The following is a 17,528-nucleotide window of genomic DNA, read 5'->3' as shown; positions in this document are numbered from 1 at the left end:
AGTCATAACATTTACTAGACTAGCAAGGAGAGGTGGAACAATGAAACCTTTTAAATCGAACGGACTTGTAGTAACCATTCAAGGGACAAGCTTGCTGAAAGCCATAGGCGGATTTTTGCTTTTTCTATTTATGATATTTTCAATAAGCGGAGCATTAACTTCATTAAAGCCGGAATACAGAATCAGCTCATCTTCAGTTAATTCTGCCGCGAACAGCCTGACAGGAGAAATGCTTTATCATTTTCTTGGATGGGAAAACCACTCATTTCTCCAGGGGGTTACTGAAAACAGTTCTCCCCCTGGTTTTGCCAATTTGGTTTTTAAGCTATCCACAAATGTCAATTTGGATGATCCCAGAAGCCTTTTGGGAAGGGAACTTCCATTCTTCTCTATTTATGACAGTAAAATCCTTGTTGCTGGTGAAGGAACGGATTATACTAACATGCCTGTGGAATCTTCTCCTCCTATCGAAGTGCTGATGGCAGAACAGGAGGCAGCCCTGCAAAACACCGAAGGACTTGAGCAGGATGGTGATACGAAACAGTCGAAAACACCGCCGATGTCTACGGGTGATAAAAAACCAGTCTATGTTTATTTTTCTCATAATACGGAATCCTATCTTCCTTATCTGAAGGGTGTAACCAATCCTGATGCAGCCTTTCATTCCAAAATTAACGTTACTAAGATTGGTGATAAGCTTAAGGAAGAGATAGAGAGCAAAGGAATAGGGACCTTTGTTGACAAAACGGATATCCAGGGAAATTTAAGCAAGAAAGGATTAACGTATGGACGTTCCTATCAGGAATCAAGAGAAGTTGTTCAGGCTGCAATTACGTCCAACCGGGATTTGTCTTACTTAATCGATATTCACCGTGATTCAAAAAGAAAAAAAGATACAACGAAAGAAATTAACGGAGAGTCTTATGCCAAACTAGCTTTCATTATTGGTGGAAATAACCCGAATTACGAAAAGAACTTAAAATTTGCGAAAGAGCTGCATGATAGATTGAACGTTAAGTACAAAGGGTTAAGCAGGGGAATCATGAAAAAAGAAGGCGCAGGGACAAATGGCAACTTCAATCAGGATTTATCGGGAAATGCCATCCTCATTGAATTTGGCGGAGTTGATAATACGTTTGAAGAATTAAACCGTTCGGCAGAAGCACTCGCAGAAGTGTTCAGTGAATATTATTGGCAGGCCGAGGAAGTGAATTCACCAGCTGTCGGTGAATCAGAAAAGAAATAGTATTAGGATGATGCGGAATGAAAATATTTATGCTAAAAGCTCTTTTTCTGGCAGCGCTTATGTTTGTCTCAGTATTATTTGGAATGCAGCAGGCAAATGAAGGAATCCACAGAATGAAGGGTTTCCATGACGAAGATTTCAAAAGTGCCTTAACCTTAAATGAAACCAATGAAGGTGAAATGCAGGCATCTGTCCTGGGGAATGATGTGTCCAGCCATGATCTTCAGCAGAAAAAAGAAAAGCTTGAAGAAATGAAAGCATATAACTTCTTTTCATCTCTGGGAAAAAGCATCTCCGAAGGCTTATCAGAGCTGACAGAAAAATCGGTCGCATTCATCACAGACTTAATAACCGGAAAATAGGCTGCTCAGGAGGGCAGCCTTATTTTTTTTTGAACGGTTAAGGCGTAAAGCTTAGCATTGAATCTTCACATACGTACTGATATAATCAAAAATAGTGTAAACTAAAAGGACTATTTTAAAATTGACCACACTTGGCTCCAGGCGCCTGTTTTAAGGCGCTTGCGCTTTTCTTATAGTAGGAGTTGAATTATAAACAATGAACAGAGAAGATAGACTTAAAAGGCAAGAGAAAATAAGGAATTTTTCCATCATCGCTCACATTGACCATGGCAAATCGACTTTGGCTGACAGGATCCTCGAAAAAACCAATGCGCTTACATCACGCGAAATGAAGGATCAGCTCCTTGATTCCATGGACCTCGAAAGAGAGCGCGGCATTACTATCAAGCTTAATTCCGTCCAGCTAAAATATAAAGCTAAAGATGGTGAGATATATACTTTCCACTTAATAGATACCCCGGGACACGTCGATTTTACCTATGAAGTATCCCGAAGTCTTGCAGCATGTGAAGGCGCAATCCTGGTTGTGGATGCAGCTCAGGGTATTGAAGCACAAACCCTTGCAAATGTTTATCTGGCCTTGGATAACGATCTTGAAATTCTTCCGATCATCAATAAAATTGACCTTCCAAGCGCGGATCCGGAACGGGTACGCAATGAGATTGAAGAAGTAATCGGCCTGGATGCTTCTGAAGCAGTACTTGCTTCAGCAAAGGCAGGAATTGGCATTGAAGAAATCCTTGAACAGGTCGTTGAAAAAGTGCCCGCTCCAGTGGGTGAACCGGATGCCCCTTTAAAGGCGCTTATATTTGACTCCCTTTATGATGCCTACCGCGGTGTGGTAGCCTATATCCGTGTGGTGGATGGAACGGTAAAAGTAGGGGATAAAATTAAAATGATGGCAACAGGCAAAGAGTTTGAAGTTACAGAGGTTGGAGTGTTCACACCTAAATCCACTCCAATGCCTGAATTGTCAGTTGGGGACGTTGGCTTTTTGACTGCTGCCATCAAAAATGTTGGCGATACCCGTGTAGGTGACACCATTACAAGTGCTAAAAACGGTGCAACCGAAGCTCTTCCTGGTTACCGAAAGTTAAATCCAATGGTTTATTGCGGTTTATATCCAATTGATAGCGCCAAATTTAATGATTTGCGGGAAGCTCTTGAAAAGCTTGAGCTTAATGACTCTGCCCTTCAGTTCGAACCGGAAACTTCACAGGCGCTTGGCTTTGGATTCCGCTGCGGCTTCCTTGGATTGCTTCACATGGAAATCATTCAGGAGCGCATTGAGCGCGAATTCAAAATTGATTTGATTACAACAGCACCAAGTGTTATCTATGATGTTATCCTGACTGATGGTACAGAAGTTAAAGTAGATAACCCATCCAATATGCCTGATCCTCAAAAGATTGACCGTGTTGAAGAGCCTTATGTAAAAGCTACAATGATGGCGCCGAATGATTATGTGGGAGCCATTATGGAACTTTGCCAGCAAAAACGCGGCATCTTTATTGATATGCAATACATGGATGAAACCAGAGTAAACATTATATATGAAATTCCTTTATCGGAGATTGTTTATGATTTCTTTGATCAGCTGAAATCCAATACAAAAGGATATGCTTCTTTTGATTATGAATTAATTGGGTACAAGCCATCAAAACTTGTTAAGATGGATATTCTGTTAAATACAGAAAAAGTAGACGCATTGAGCTTCATCGTTCATAAGGATTTTGCTTATGAAAGAGGAAAAGTAATCGTTGAGAAGTTAAAAGAGCTGATTCCCCGTCAGCAGTTTGAGGTTCCTATTCAAGCGGCGATCGGCCAGAAAATTGTAGCCCGCTCAACCATTAAAGCCATTCGCAAAAATGTATTGGCGAAATGTTACGGCGGTGACATCTCCCGTAAGCGCAAGCTATTGGAGAAGCAGAAAGAAGGTAAAAAGCGGATGAAGCAGGTTGGTTCGGTTGAAGTTCCGCAGGAAGCTTTCATGGCAGTTCTGAAGATGGACGATAACAGCCCTAAAAAGTAAAATATTTGATTTGTTTTAAGAGGTTAGATATGCTGTCATAATAATAACAGCACTAGCCTCTTTTTATTTAGGAATCAGTTGTTTATGAACGTTGATTGAATGATGAAAGTAGTGAAATAAATGATTAAAGCAGCTTATATACACATCCCATTTTGTGAACATATTTGTCATTATTGTGATTTTAATAAAGTGTTCTTGAAGAACCAGCCAGTTGGAGAATACCTGGACTCTCTTGACAAAGAGATGAAACTTGCTTTGAAAGAAACACCTGCATCCCGTCTAGACTCCATCTTTGTCGGAGGCGGTACGCCAACTGCGCTAAACGAGAAACAGCTTGAACAGCTTTGCGGCACAATCAAACGGCAGCTTCCCTATGACTCTTTCACAGAATATACCTTCGAAGCTAACCCTGGAGATCTCTCTAAAGAAAAACTACAAATATTGCATGATGCTGGAGTCAACCGGCTCAGCTTTGGCGTTCAGACCTTCAACGATGAACTCTTAAAAAGAATTGGAAGGTCACACAGAGCAAAAGACGTTTTTCAATCAATTGAAGCTGCAAAGAAAGTCGGTTTCGATAACATCAGTATCGATCTTATATACAGTCTTCCGGGTCAGACACTTCAGGATTTTCAAGATACACTCGAAACATCATTCACCCTGGATATTGTCCATTATTCCGGCTATTCGCTGATCATTGAACCCAAAACGGTATTCTATAATCTGATGAGGAAAGGAAAGCTGCCTGCTCCTGGAGAAGATGTGGAAGCTGAGATGTATGAATTATTAATGGAACAAATGGACAAACATGGCTTTACGCAATATGAAATCAGCAATTTTGCAAAACCAGGCTTTGAGAGCCGGCATAACCTCACTTATTGGGATAATGAATGGTACTTCGGCTTTGGAGCTGGTGCACATGGCTATGTAAAAGGGCTTCGCCGTTCAAATCACGGACCCCTGAAAAAATATATGGAGCCTATTGAAAACGGCCAGCTTCCGATCCTGGAAGAACATAAAGTGCCCTTGGATGAACAGATGGAAGAGGAAATGTTTCTTGGACTGAGAAAAACGGAAGGTGTCTCAATAAGTCGCTTTAAAGAGAAATTTGGCAAAGATCCCCTGGAGCTGTTTGAAGTCCAAATTAAACAGCATACCGAAAAAGAATTAATTATTGCAGGGGAAGAGCATATTAAATTGACAAGGCGAGGACGTTTTCTTGGAAATGAAGTATTTCAGTCCTTTATAGGGTAATCAGGCATGGGTATTGCGCCGGGAAAAAAGAAAGCCAAATTATTGACACTGCACGTTTGATTTGATAATTTATTAGTAGAATTAGCACTCAGGAACAAAGAGTGCTAACAGAGGTGATAACTGTGTTAACAGATCGTCAATTATTAATTTTTCAAGTAATTGTTGATGATTTTATTCAAACTGCACAGCCTGTCGGGTCGAGAACCTTGTCGAAAAAAGATGAAATTTCTTTTAGTTCCGCAACGATCAGAAATGAGATGGCTGATTTAGAGGAACTTGGGTTTATTGAAAAAACACACACCTCATCGGGGAGGATTCCATCTGAAAAAGGGTACCGCTACTACGTGGATCACCTTTTATCCCCGCAAAAATTAAATCAGCATGATATCCACAAAGTACAATCAATCTTTGCGGAAAGACTCTATGAGCTGGAGAAAATCGTTCAAAAATCGGCAAAAATTCTATCTGAGCTGACAAATTATACATCCATTGTCCTCGGGCCTGCAGTAAGGGATAACAAGCTGAAGAAAATTCAGATCGTTCCCTTGAATAAAGAAACAGCGATAGCAATTATTGTCACAGATACAGGCCATGTGGAGAACAGGATGTTCCACTTGCCGGAAAACATTGATGCTGGTGATTTGGAGAAGATAGTCAATATCCTTAATGACCGACTTGCCGGTGCACCATTGGAAAGTCTGAACAATAAGTTATATAAAGAGGTTGCCGTTCTTTTAAGGCATCATATCAATAATTATGATCTAATGCTGAATTCAATCGCCGACACAATCAAGATACCGGCCTATGATAAGCTTTTCTTTGGCGGTAAAACAAATATGCTCAGCCAGCCCGAGTTTCATGATATTGAAAAGGTTAAAAACCTTATGAATATGATCGAGCAGGAAGAAGGCATATATGATTTAATCCGTAAAAACAAATCAGGGATCAATATAAAAATCGGCCGGGAAAATAATAATTCAGCAATGGAAAACTGCAGTCTGATAACAGCAAGCTATTCAATCGGCACCGAACAGCTCGGTACAATCGCCATTCTGGGGCCGACCAGAATGGAATATTCAAGAGTCATTAGCTTATTAAACTATATCAGTGCAGACCTATCAGCTGTTTTATCTAAACTGTATCAAAACAGATGATGGTGGAGATATTGATTAAGGGTGGAAATACCTTTCCACTCCTTTCCTTATGGTTTTTTAGTTTTACTGAAGTTAGGAATCTGTCTAGCTCCAGCGCCTACCCCCTCGAGGTCACAAGCCAATCCTCCCCAAAAGGCAAAGAACGCCTTTCAGGGAGGCTCGTCTTGTGCTTGAGGCCCACAGGATGTAGGTCATGCAGACGTTGCCACAGGACGTGGCGTTCTTAGTCTGCGTTCATTCGTGAGCAAGGCGCTTCCGCTTTTCTAATGAAACATCCATTCTTTAAGGGAGGTGAACATGTTGGCAGAAGAGAAAGACACACTAAACCAAGAATTAAATGAACAAACCAACGAACCTGAAGGAACTGAAAATGAGGCTCCTATTGAAGAGGTATTTGCGGAGGCAGAAGCAGAAGCTGGTACTGATGAGAGAAGCAATGATGCAGAGCTTACTGCAGCGAAAGCGAAAATTGCTGAATTGGAAGGCAAGCTGGAAGAGGAAGAAAATCGCATCTACCGCCTTCAGGCTGATTTTGAAAATTCCCGGCGCCGTGCGAGGCTTGACCTTGAAGCGTCTGAAAAATATAGAGCACAGAGCTTAATCTCCGATTTGCTGCCTGCAATTGACAATTTTGAGAGAGCACTTCAGATGGAAGCTGAAAATGAACAGGCTAAATCTATCCTTCAAGGGATGGAAATGGTTTACCGAAGCTTGCTGGAGGCTATTAAAAAAGAAGGCGCAGAGCAGATTGAAGCAGTTGGGAAAGAATTCGATCCTCATTTACACCAGGCTGTGATGCAGGTGGAAGATGAGAATTTTGATTCCAATATCGTGGTTGAAGAGTTCCAAAAAGGCTACAAGTTAAAGGACAGAGTCATTCGTCCATCAATGGTTAAAGTAAATCAATAACTACATATTTGGGGAGGTAAAGAACATGAGCAAAATTATCGGAATCGATTTAGGTACAACAAACTCATGTGTCGCTGTCCTTGAAGGCGGCGAACCAAAAGTAATTCCAAATCCGGAAGGCAACCGTACAACACCTTCAGTTGTTGCGTTTAAAAACGGCGAGCGCCAGGTCGGTGAGGTGGCAAAGCGCCAGTCTATTACAAACCCGAACACCATCATTTCCATTAAACGCCACATGGGTACGGATCATAAAACTGAAATTGAAGGAAAAGAATACTCGCCTCAAGAGGTTTCTGCTATTATTCTTCAATATTTGAAATCTTATGCAGAAGACTATCTTGGCGAGAGTGTTACTAAAGCAGTAATCACAGTTCCAGCATATTTCAACGATGCTGAGCGTCAGGCTACAAAGGATGCGGGCAGAATTGCCGGCCTGGAAGTTGAACGAATCATCAACGAACCTACAGCTGCTGCTTTAGCATATGGTCTTGATAAAATGGATGAAGACCAGACAATTCTTGTTTATGACCTTGGCGGCGGTACTTTTGACGTGTCTATCCTTGAACTTGGCGATGGAGTATTTGAAGTGAAATCCACTGCAGGGGATAACCGTCTTGGCGGAGATGATTTTGACCAAGTAATTATTGATTACCTGGTTGATCAATTCAAAAAAGAGAATGGCATTGATCTTGCTAAAGATAAAATGGCTCTTCAGCGTTTAAAAGATGCCGCTGAAAAAGCGAAAAAAGATCTTTCAGGTGTTACTTCAACGCAAATCTCGCTTCCGTTTATCACGGCTGGGGAAGCAGGCCCTTTACACCTTGAAGTGACACTTTCAAGAGCTAAATTTGAAGAGCTGTCTGCAGACCTTGTTGAACGCACAATGGGACCTACACGCCAGGCGTTAAAGGATGCTGGATTGACTCCTTCAGAACTTGATAAAGTTATCCTTGTCGGAGGTTCAACTCGTATTCCTGCCGTACAGGAAGCAATCAAGAAAGAAACAGGAAAAGAACCACATAGAGGAGTTAACCCTGATGAAGTTGTAGCAATGGGTGCAGCCATTCAGGGCGGTGTAATTACAGGTGACGTTAAGGATGTTGTCCTGCTGGACGTAACTCCTTTGTCTCTTGGAATTGAAACAATGGGCGGAGTGTTCACTAAGCTGATTGAACGCAATACAACCATCCCAACATCAAAATCCCAAGTGTTCTCAACTGCTGCTGATAACCAGTCAGCTGTTGATATCCATGTGCTGCAAGGGGAACGCCCGATGGCTTCAGATAATAAAACACTGGGCCGCTTCCAGCTTGGCGATATTCCTCCTGCTCCTCGTGGGGTGCCTCAAATCGAAGTATCATTCGATATTGACAAAAATGGTATCGTAAACGTACGCGCTAAAGACTTGGGCACAAATAAAGAGCAGGCCATTACGATTAAATCATCAACAGGATTATCTGATGAAGAAATCGAAAAAATGGTAAGAGAAGCTGAAGAAAATGCTGAGGCAGATAAGAAGCGCAAAGAAGAAGTTGAACTCCGCAATGAAGCGGATCAGCTTGTATTCACTACTGAAAAGACTCTAAAAGATCTTGAAGGCAAAGTGGATGAAGATGAAGTGAACAAAGCAAATGAAGCTAAAGATGCCCTAAAGGCTGCAATTGAAAAGAACGATCTGGATGAGATCCGTGCGAAGAAAGATGCTTTGCAGGAGGTTGTCCAGGCCTTAACAATGAAGCTTTATGAGCAGGCTCAAGCTGCTCAGGCTGCACAGGGTGCAGAAGGCGCTGAAAGTAAAAATGACGACGATAATGTCGTAGACGCTGAGTTCGAAGAAGTTAAAGACGATAAATAACCTCTGAATCTTTAAAGTCAAAGTCAGGTCTTTCTTGGCTTTGGCTTTTATTTTTGATACAATAACCTTTATGTGAAATGAATCGGGGAGTGGTAATCATGAGTAAAAGGGATTACTATGAAGTTCTTGGAATCAGCAAAGGTGCATCCAAGGATGAAATTAAGAAGGCTTATCGAAAGCTTTCAAAAAAATATCATCCTGATATTAATAAAGAGCCTGATGCAGACGAGAAGTTCAAGGAAGTTAAAGAAGCATATGAAGTCCTCAGCGACGACCAGAAAAAGGCCCACTATGATCAATTCGGCCATACGGACCCTAATCAGGGCTTTGGCGGAGCCGGTTTTGAAGGTTTTGGAGGATTTGAAGACATTTTCAGCACCTTTTTCGGTGGAGGCTCCCGCCGGCGTGACCCTAATGCCCCAAGGCAGGGTGCAGACTTGCAGTACACCATGTCCTTATCCTTTGAGGAAGCAGTATTTGGCAAAGAGACCGATATTGAAATTCCGCGTGAAGAGACGTGTGATACCTGCAGCGGTTCAGGCGCGAAGCCAGGAACTAAGCCGGAAACATGCCGTCACTGTCATGGGTCAGGTCAGCTGAATGTTGAACAAAATACGCCATTTGGCAAGATAGTAAATAGAAGGGTTTGCCACTACTGTAATGGTACCGGCAAGGAAATCAAAGAGAAGTGTACTACTTGCCGAGGAACCGGTAAAGTGCAGAAACGCAGGAAGATACACGTGAAAATTCCTGCGGGCATTGATGATGGCCAGCAGCTCCGCGTGGCGGGCCAAGGGGAACCCGGTGTAAATGGAGGCCCTCCTGGCGACCTTTATGTTGTTTTCCATGTTCGTTCACATGAATTCTTTGAACGTGATGGCGATGACGTTTATTGCGAGATGCCTATAACATTTGTGCAAGCAGCCCTTGGCGATGAAATCGAAGTTCCGACACTCCATGGAAAAGTAAAACTTAAAGTCCCATCAGGCACACAAACAGGAACCAAATTCCGCCTCAAAGGAAAAGGTGTTCCAAATGTAAGAGGATACGGAACAGGGGATCAGCATATTATTGTACGCATTATTACTCCTACAAAGCTGACAGAAAAACAAAAGCAGCTTTTAAGCGAATTTGCTGAAGTCAGCGGAACAGTTCCCCAGGGAGAACAGGAAGAAAGCTTTTTTTCTAAAGTAAAACGAGCCTTTAAAGGTGAATAAAGGAATGGGAGTTGGTAGTAGTGAAATGGTCAGAAATCAGTATTCATACTGCAAATGAAGCTGTTGAACCGATTTCGAATATTTTGCATGAAGCCGGAGCAAGCGGAGTTGTTATAGAGGATCCTTTAGAACTTGTAAAAGAAAGAAAGGACCAATTCGGTGAAATCTACCAGCTCAATCCGCAGGATTATCCTGAAGAAGGCGTAATTGTAAAAGCATACTTGCCAGTAAACAGTTTTCTTGGTGAAACCGTAGATGAAATAAAAGAAGCAATCAATAATCTGATTTTATTTAACATTGACATTGGGGCAAATAAAGTTAGCATTAGCGAAGTAAATGAAGAAGAATGGGCTACTGCCTGGAAAAAATATTATAACCCTGTAAAAATTTCAGAACGCTTTACCATTGTCCCAACCTGGGAGGATTACACACCTGTCAGCAGTGATGAGCTTATTATAGAGCTTGACCCTGGCATGGCTTTTGGAACGGGTACACACCCCACTACGGTAATGTGTATACAAGCACTTGAAAGAACAGTAAAACAGGGTGATAAAGTTGTAGATGTAGGAACAGGATCGGGTGTGTTAAGCATTGCTGCCGCTATGCTTGGTGCTGAGAAGGTGAAAGCACTTGATCTTGATGAAGTGGCAGTAAATTCAGCTAAATTAAATATTAAGCTGAATAAAGTGCAGAATATTGTGGAAGTATCACAAGGAAATCTGCTCGATGGTGTCAGCCAGGGAGCTGATGTGGTCGTTGCCAACATCCTTGCAGAAGTGATTCTCCGATTTACTGACGATGTTGCATCAGTCGTAAAGGCAGGCGGATACTTTATCGCTTCAGGCATTATCCAGCAGAAGAAACAGGAAGTAAGAAATGCTATTTCCTCTGCAGGATTTGAAATTGAAGAGACCATTCAAATGGAAGATTGGGTTGCTATTGTGGCAAGGAGAAAGTAATAATGTGAAAAAGGGGGTAATCAACTTACCCCCTTTTACAGTTGAAAGAATTTTGGACAGGTAAGAAAGAGGGTGCAGGTTGTGCAGAGGTATTTCGCAGAGAATGCTGTAAAGGAAAATGTCTTTCAAATTAAAGGGGAAGACCGCCATCATATTGTGAAAGTAATGCGCATGAAAGAAGGCGACAATATTATCTGTGTCGATCAATCCCAAAATAGCGCACTTTGCTCAATTGCAGAAATTACCGATGAACATGTGGCTGCAGAAGTTGTACAATGGATTGAAGGGTCTTCTGAGCTGCCTGCCGATATTACTATTGTGAGCGGACTGCCTAAAGGGGATAAGCTGGAGTGGATCATTCAAAAGGGCACTGAGCTGGGAGCACATCGTTTTATCCCTTTTACTTCAGCCCGTTCAGTAGTAAAATGGGATGCGAAGAAATCTGTGAAAAAAGCAGAGAGATGGCAGAAGATTGCTAAAGAAGCTGCTGAACAGTCACACAGGACCATGGTGCCTGAAGTGTTTGCACCTCTTGATTTGAAGTCATTGCTGAAATTATCTGGAGATTATTCATATAAATTGATTGCCTTTGAGGAAGAAGCGAAGCAGGGAGAGGACTCTGTGCTCTATAAAACACTTTCTTCTATGAATAAAGGACAATCACTTATGGTTGTATTCGGGCCTGAAGGCGGGCTTTCTGACAATGAAGTTTCATTGCTGAAGGAAGCAGGCTTTCTTGCCTGCGGGTTAGGGCCGCGTATTTTAAGAACAGAGACAGCACCTCTCTATTTGCTGTCAGCTGTTTCCTATCATTTTGAATTAATGGGGTGAAATTAGATGCCTGCAGTTGCATTTCATACACTTGGCTGCAAAGTCAATCATTACGAAACAGAAGCCATTTGGCAGCTGTTCAAAGAAGCTGGCTATGAACGGACAGACTTTGAATCCGTTTCAGATGTATATGTGATTAACACATGTACGGTTACAAATACTGGTGATAAGAAAAGCCGCCAGGTAATCAGAAGGGCAATCAGGAAAAACCCTGATGCGGTTATCTGTGTAACGGGCTGTTATGCACAAACCTCACCTGCCGAAATTATGGCTATTCCTGGAGTGGATATCGTTGTTGGCACCCAGGATCGAGTAAAGATGCTTGAATATATCGAGCAGTATAAACAAGAACGGCAGCCGATCAATGGTGTTGGAAACATCATGAAGAATCGTGTCTACGAAGAGCTAGATGTTCCGGCATTTACAGATCGGACACGTGCTTCCCTTAAAATTCAGGAAGGCTGCAATAACTTCTGTACATTCTGCATTATCCCCTGGGCGCGCGGTTTAATGAGATCCAGGGATCCGAAAGAAGTAATCCGCCAGGCGCAGCAGCTGGTTGATGCCGGCTATAAAGAAATCGTTCTGACTGGAATCCATACAGGCGGTTATGGCGAAGACATGAAAGATTATAATCTGGCTATGCTTCTTAGGGATCTGGAAGCTCAGGTAAAAGGTCTTAAACGTTTAAGAATTTCTTCTATTGAAGCCAGCCAGATTACCGATGAAGTTATTGAAGTTATGGATCAGTCCAAGGTTGTTGTAAGGCACTTGCACATTCCTCTTCAGTCAGGCTCAAATACTGTCCTTAAGAGAATGCGCCGCAAGTATACCATGGAGTTTTTTGCTGAGCGTCTTGAACGCTTAAAGGAAGCTCTCCCAGGTTTGGCTGTTACATCAGATGTTATCGTTGGCTTCCCGGGAGAAACAGAAGAAGAATTTATGGAAACGTACAACTTTATTAAAGAACATAAATTCTCCGAGCTTCATGTATTTCCTTATTCAAAGCGTACAGGAACACCTGCAGCGAGAATGGACGACCAGATTGATGAAGAAGTCAAAAACGAGCGTGTCCATCGCCTGATTGCATTATCAGATCAGCTTGCAAAAGAATACGCATCTCAGTATGAAGGCGAAGTTCTTGAAGTTATTCCAGAAGAAAGCTTTAAAGAAGGCCGTGACAGCAATTTATACGTCGGATACACAGACAATTACTTGAAAGTTGTCTTCCCGGCAACGGAAGAAATGGTCGGCCAGATTGTAAAAGTTAAAATTACAAAAGCTGGCTACCCTTACAATGAAGGTCAATTTGTAAGAGTCCTTGATGAATTGAGCGAAACAGAAGAGGCTGCAGTTTAAAGGAATTACCTAATGGTAATTCCTTTTTTTATGATTCATTTAATAATATATTTTGGGAAAAACTACTTTCGAAAACGATTACAAAAAACATAAATAGTGCTCGATATTTTATTATCTAAATGATATTATGTAAGAGGTACGTACAACTGTTTTTTAAAAGGAGTAGTTAAAATGACAAATAACGTAGCAAAAATGATCGATCATACATTACTTAAAGCCGATGCAACAAAAGACCAAATAGAAAAAATCTGTGCCGAGGCTAAAGAATACAATTTTGCGTCAGTTTGTGTAAACCCGGCATGGGTCAAACTTTCAAGCGACTTGCTTAACGGCACTGAAGTGAAAGTCTGCACAGTAATCGGCTTCCCGCTGGGAGCTTCCACACCGGAAACAAAAGCATTTGAAACAAAGAATGCCATTGAAAACGGGGCAACAGAAGTAGATATGGTAATTAACATCGGTGCTTTAAAAGGCGGAGACAATGAGCTTGTGGAAAGAGACATCCGTGCCGTTGTTGATGCTGCCAAAGGAAAAGCATTAACAAAGGTTATTATCGAAACTTGCCTTCTTACTGAAGAAGAAAAAGTTAGAGCATGTGAACTTTCTGTAAAAGCAGGTGCTGACTTTGTTAAAACATCTACAGGATTTTCAACAGGAGGAGCAACAGCTGAAGACATCGCCCTTATGAGAAAAACTGTCGGCCCGGAAATCGGTGTTAAAGCTTCAGGCGGAGTAAGAAGCGCTGAAGATGCACAGAAAATGATTGATGCAGGTGCAACGAGAATTGGAGCAAGCTCTGGCGCTGCTATTGTCAACGGTTTAACAAGCGATTCAGATTATTAAGAAAAGCGGAAGGCGCCCGTTTATCGGCTTAGACCCGTGAGCCGATGGCGCCTGGAGCAAGACAGTTATCGAAATTCAAAATATTATACTTGTTGTAAAAAAATGCCTGGATTTCCCGGCATTTTTTTATTGTTCTATCGGTCATGAAGCCTAATGACAAACCTTCCAAACTGATTTGCAACTGGAAGAACAAGCAGTGAGGATATCACATTAAATAAAACACTGATGTGTGCAAGCTGCACATCCGGGGAACTGGCTGCACTTTGTCCAAAAACAGCAAGGGCATGAATAAAAGGATAAAAGGCTGCGACACCCAGGCAGTTCAGCCAGATGTGTGCAAAGGCAGTCAGCTTTGCTTCTTTTCCGGAACCGATGGATGCTAAATAAGCGTCTACGCATGTTCCGATATTAGAACCAAGCATTATGGCAATGCCGGTATCCAAATCCATTGCCCCTGCAGTTAAAAACCCCATGATAATGCCAGTTGTTGCGGTGCTTGATTGGATAATCGCAGTAAGGACAATTCCAGCAGCTACTGCGAACATGTAATTCCCATCCAAAGTAAGCAGCCAGTGATTGACCATATCATTATCTTTAACTGAACCGGCCAGATATTCAAACCCGCGCATTGCTGCAAAAACCGCTGATAAACCCAGTAATGCCAGACCGGTGCTTCGCATGCTGTTTTTCTTCAATACAGCCAGGATGCTTCCGGCAGCAGCAAGCGGAATAATATAAGATTCTATATTAAAAGTGATTAATTCTGTCGTAAATGTTGTCCCGATGTTGGTTCCTAAAATGATGCCGATTGTCTGGGGGAAAGTAAGCATCCGTGCAGAAACCATTCCAATTGTAATAATCATTACCGCTGAACTGCTCTGCAGGACAGCGGTGACCATTGTGCCAATAACAAGGCCTTTCCACGGTGAATTTGTCATCACTGCCAGCCATTTTTTTAATGAATCGGCAGATAAATTAAACAGACCTGATCTTAAAAGTGTCATACCATAAATAAATAACCCGATTAGCAGAAAAAATAATAACAGCTGGACCAAGCATTCACCCCCTACAATTAATACTATGGGACAGCATGCTGGGACATGCTTAAGTGCGAAAAATTGTTTAGCTTGTCATGAATGGGGTATAAAACAATCACAATCAAATAAAAACTAATCCTATAGCAGGCTAATTACTGTTGACCTTGATAAGCTGTTATATTATAATTGCAAGGTACATGGAATAAACCATGTTGTTGATGTAAGTGTGTTGTGCTCGGAGGGAGGGAAAGAGAATGTCTAAAACCGTCGTTCGTAAAAACGAATCGCTTGAAGATGCTCTTCGTCGCTTCAAACGTTCAGTATCAAAAACTGGTACTTTGCAGGAAGCAAGAAAGCGCGAATTCTACGAAAAACCTAGTATTAAACGTAAGAAAAAGTCTGAGGCTGCTAGAAAGCGTAAGTGGTAAGAGAGGGTGTATGTAATGAGTCTTCTCGAGCGTTTAAATGAAGATATGAAACAAGCGATGAGGAATAAAGAAAAAGAAAAGCTTACTGTCATTCGTATGATTAAAGCTTCGCTTCAAAACGAAGCAATTAAGCTTGGTGAAGAGCTTAACGAAGAACAGGAGCTGACTGTCCTTTCTCGCGAAGTTAAACAACGCAAGGATTCCCTCCATGAATTTGAAAAAGCAGGTCGTGAAGATCTTGTTGAAAAAATTCGTACTGAACTTCAGTATGTCGAATTATATATGCCAAAACAGCTCTCTGAAGACGAAGTTTCAAAAATTGTTGCAGAAACGGTTGCTGAAACTGGTGCTTCTTCAAAAGCTGATATGGGAAAAGTGATGGCTGCTATTATGCCTAAGGTAAAAGGCAAAGCAGATGGGTCACTTGTAAATAAACTTGTACAACAACACCTTTCATAAAACTATGCAATAAAAGACCGAAAGCCATTGGCTGACGGTCTTTTTTATTTGGTGTTTAAATGATTCTTATCCTTTGGCTATGAAAGCTTAAATACTGCTGGAATGATTTACGTTTATTTCTAGGTTATACTAATAATACATCCGCTTTGTAAATACTGATTATAGGAAAAAATAAAAATGAAACTTTTTAATGATTGAATCGTAAATACAGATAGAATCTATTTTACGGTTAAAGGGGGGAAAGATTTGATTGCCAGAAGAGCAATAACCGCCTTTTCATTGTTCTTTGCTCTGCTGCTTTTCGGAAGCCCTTTTCAAGGAAAAGCCAATAATGAAAAAGTGCTGATTGTTCCTATTGAAGAAACTGTTGAAAAAGGGCTTTATGCATTTTTAAATAGAGCGGTCCAAACAGCTGAAGAAGAAAATGTCTCAGCCATTATATTTGAAATAAATACACCCGGAGGCGCAGTGGATGCAGCCGGGCAAATCGGAAGGCTGTTAACCTCGACAAATGTAAAAACAATATCTTTTGTCAATAAGCAGGCCTTATCTGCAGGTGCCTATATAGCATTGAATACAGATGAAATATACATGGTGCCTGGTTCAACAATGGGTTCAGCAGCAATTATTGACCAGCAGGGTAATACGGCTGGCAAGAAAGCGGAATCATACTGGTTTGCGGCTATGCAGAGTGCTGCCTCACAAACGGACAGAGATCCTGTTTATGCCCTTGCCATGGCAGATGAATCGGTGGATCTGCCAGATTTGGGGGCGCCGAAAGGAAAGCTTCTTACCCTCACAGCTGAACAGGCTAAAGAGGTAGGTTATTCGGAAGGCACAGTAGATTCAAGGGCGGATTTACTGAAAGTGCTGGGGTATGAGGGAGCTACTATACAGACAATTGATGAAAGCTTTGCAGAAAAGGTGGCCCGTTTCATTACCCATCCTGTCGTCATACCAATTCTATTATCCATAGGGAGCCTCGGGCTTGTTCTGGAGCTGTATTCACCGGGCTTCGGCATCCCTGGATTCATGGGGTTATCGGCCCTGCTCCTTTTCTTTTATGGCCATATGGTGGCCGGCCTGGCAGGATATGAAACTTTAATTCTGTTTGTAATAGGCATAGGTTTAATAATAGCTGAGTTTTTCCTTCCTGGTGGAATTGCAGGAATAGCTGGAATAGCAGCAGTACTGGGCAGCCTGTTCCTGGCTGCTGACAATGCAGCCCATATGGGAATGTCTATTTTAATTGCTATGGGAGTTTCAATATTGGCATCTATATTAATGATAAAGGTGTTTGGTAAAAAAATGAAATTCTTCAAAAAAATAATATTAACCGATAGCACAAATACAGAAAAAGGCTATATTTCAAATAAGAGCAGACTTGAACTGATTGGGCTTGAGGGTTATGCACTTACAGCCCTAAGGCCATCTGGTACAGTTGTCATCGCGGATGAGCGGATTGACGTTGTCAGTGAGGGAGGCTTTATCCTTAAAGGGGCAAAAGTAAAAGTTGTTAAAGCAGAAGGCTCACGTATTGTTGTAAGGGAAGTATCTAATCTTGATTTAGATAAATAAAATCA

The 17,528-nt window shown here is 41.7% G+C and carries 16 protein-coding genes; 15 read left to right on the top strand and 1 reads right to left on the bottom strand.

Annotated features, from left to right (window positions below; genetic code table 11):
• The first annotated feature begins 40 nt into the window (after positions 1–40).
• The 12 genes from spoIIP (at position 41) to deoC (ending at position 14,021) form a co-directional block, all read left to right on the top strand.
• Positions 41–1,246, top strand: coding sequence for a stage II sporulation protein P (gene spoIIP / locus IRB79_RS22105; protein WP_243504947.1), 1,206 nt, complete (start codon positions 41–43; stop codon positions 1,244–1,246).
• Between the two features lie 17 nt (positions 1,247–1,263).
• Positions 1,264–1,608 carry a YqxA family protein gene (locus IRB79_RS22100; protein ID WP_243504946.1) on the top strand — a complete coding sequence of 115 codons (345 nt, stop codon included), beginning with the start codon at positions 1,264–1,266 and terminating at the stop codon, positions 1,606–1,608.
• 196 nt (positions 1,609–1,804) lie between these two features.
• The gene (gene lepA / locus IRB79_RS22095; protein WP_243504945.1) at positions 1,805–3,640 is read left to right on the top strand and encodes a translation elongation factor 4; all 1,836 of its coding nucleotides are present in this window, start codon (positions 1,805–1,807) and stop codon (positions 3,638–3,640) included.
• A 120-nt stretch (positions 3,641–3,760) separates the two neighbouring features.
• Positions 3,761–4,894 (top strand): radical SAM family heme chaperone HemW, encoded by a 1,134-nt coding sequence (gene hemW / locus IRB79_RS22090; protein WP_243504944.1) that lies wholly within the window; start codon positions 3,761–3,763, stop codon positions 4,892–4,894.
• 122 nt (positions 4,895–5,016) lie between these two features.
• Positions 5,017–6,048: a heat-inducible transcriptional repressor HrcA gene (gene hrcA, locus IRB79_RS22085; protein ID WP_243504943.1), complete on the top strand. Its 1,032-nt coding sequence runs from the start codon at positions 5,017–5,019 to the stop codon at positions 6,046–6,048.
• Positions 6,049–6,345: 297 nt separating this feature from the next.
• The gene (grpE, locus tag IRB79_RS22080; protein ID WP_243504942.1) at positions 6,346–6,957 is read left to right on the top strand and encodes a nucleotide exchange factor GrpE; all 612 of its coding nucleotides are present in this window, start codon (positions 6,346–6,348) and stop codon (positions 6,955–6,957) included.
• 25 nt (positions 6,958–6,982) lie between these two features.
• Complete coding sequence (gene dnaK, locus IRB79_RS22075; RefSeq protein WP_243504941.1) at positions 6,983–8,812, top strand: molecular chaperone DnaK; 1,830 nt, start codon at positions 6,983–6,985, stop codon at positions 8,810–8,812.
• 98 nt (positions 8,813–8,910) lie between these two features.
• Positions 8,911–10,029, top strand: a complete 1,119-nt coding sequence (gene dnaJ / locus IRB79_RS22070; RefSeq protein ID WP_243504940.1) for a molecular chaperone DnaJ — start codon at positions 8,911–8,913, stop codon at positions 10,027–10,029.
• Between the two features lie 20 nt (positions 10,030–10,049).
• Positions 10,050–10,988 (top strand): 50S ribosomal protein L11 methyltransferase, encoded by a 939-nt coding sequence (gene prmA, locus IRB79_RS22065; protein ID WP_243504938.1) that lies wholly within the window; start codon positions 10,050–10,052, stop codon positions 10,986–10,988.
• A gap of 81 nt (positions 10,989–11,069) precedes the next feature.
• Positions 11,070–11,819, top strand: a complete 750-nt coding sequence (locus tag IRB79_RS22060; protein ID WP_243504936.1) for a 16S rRNA (uracil(1498)-N(3))-methyltransferase — start codon at positions 11,070–11,072, stop codon at positions 11,817–11,819.
• 6 nt (positions 11,820–11,825) lie between these two features.
• Entirely contained in the window at positions 11,826–13,178 is a 1,353-nt protein-coding gene (mtaB, locus tag IRB79_RS22055; protein ID WP_243504934.1) for a tRNA (N(6)-L-threonylcarbamoyladenosine(37)-C(2))-methylthiotransferase MtaB, read from the top strand.
• Positions 13,179–13,349: 171 nt separating this feature from the next.
• A complete protein-coding gene (deoC, locus tag IRB79_RS22050) occupies positions 13,350–14,021 on the top strand; it encodes a deoxyribose-phosphate aldolase (protein WP_243504932.1) in 672 nt (223 codons plus the stop codon).
• Between the two features lie 134 nt (positions 14,022–14,155).
• Here the strand turns inward: deoC and IRB79_RS22045 are convergent, their stop codons facing one another.
• Positions 14,156–15,076, bottom strand: a complete 921-nt coding sequence (locus IRB79_RS22045) for a Na/Pi symporter (protein WP_243504931.1) — start codon at positions 15,074–15,076, stop codon at positions 14,156–14,158.
• A 236-nt stretch (positions 15,077–15,312) separates the two neighbouring features.
• On the opposite strand from IRB79_RS22045, the gene rpsU reads away from it, so the two are divergent.
• From rpsU to IRB79_RS22030, 3 genes are all read left to right on the top strand, one after another.
• Positions 15,313–15,486 (top strand): 30S ribosomal protein S21, encoded by a 174-nt coding sequence (gene rpsU, locus IRB79_RS22040; protein WP_009333009.1) that lies wholly within the window; start codon positions 15,313–15,315, stop codon positions 15,484–15,486.
• A 15-nt stretch (positions 15,487–15,501) separates the two neighbouring features.
• Complete coding sequence (locus tag IRB79_RS22035) at positions 15,502–15,945, top strand: GatB/YqeY domain-containing protein (protein ID WP_206838806.1); 444 nt, start codon at positions 15,502–15,504, stop codon at positions 15,943–15,945.
• A gap of 246 nt (positions 15,946–16,191) precedes the next feature.
• Positions 16,192–17,523, top strand: a complete 1,332-nt coding sequence (locus IRB79_RS22030) for an NfeD family protein (RefSeq protein ID WP_431833400.1) — start codon at positions 16,192–16,194, stop codon at positions 17,521–17,523.
• Positions 17,524–17,528: the final 5 nt, after the last annotated feature.

It is taken from the genome of Cytobacillus oceanisediminis (genome assembly GCF_022811925.1).
Lineage (GTDB): Bacteria > Bacillota > Bacilli > Bacillales > Cytobacillaceae > Cytobacillus > Cytobacillus oceanisediminis_D.
Note: the sequence above shows the minus strand (reverse complement) of the source record. Positions and strands in the feature narration are given on the sequence as shown.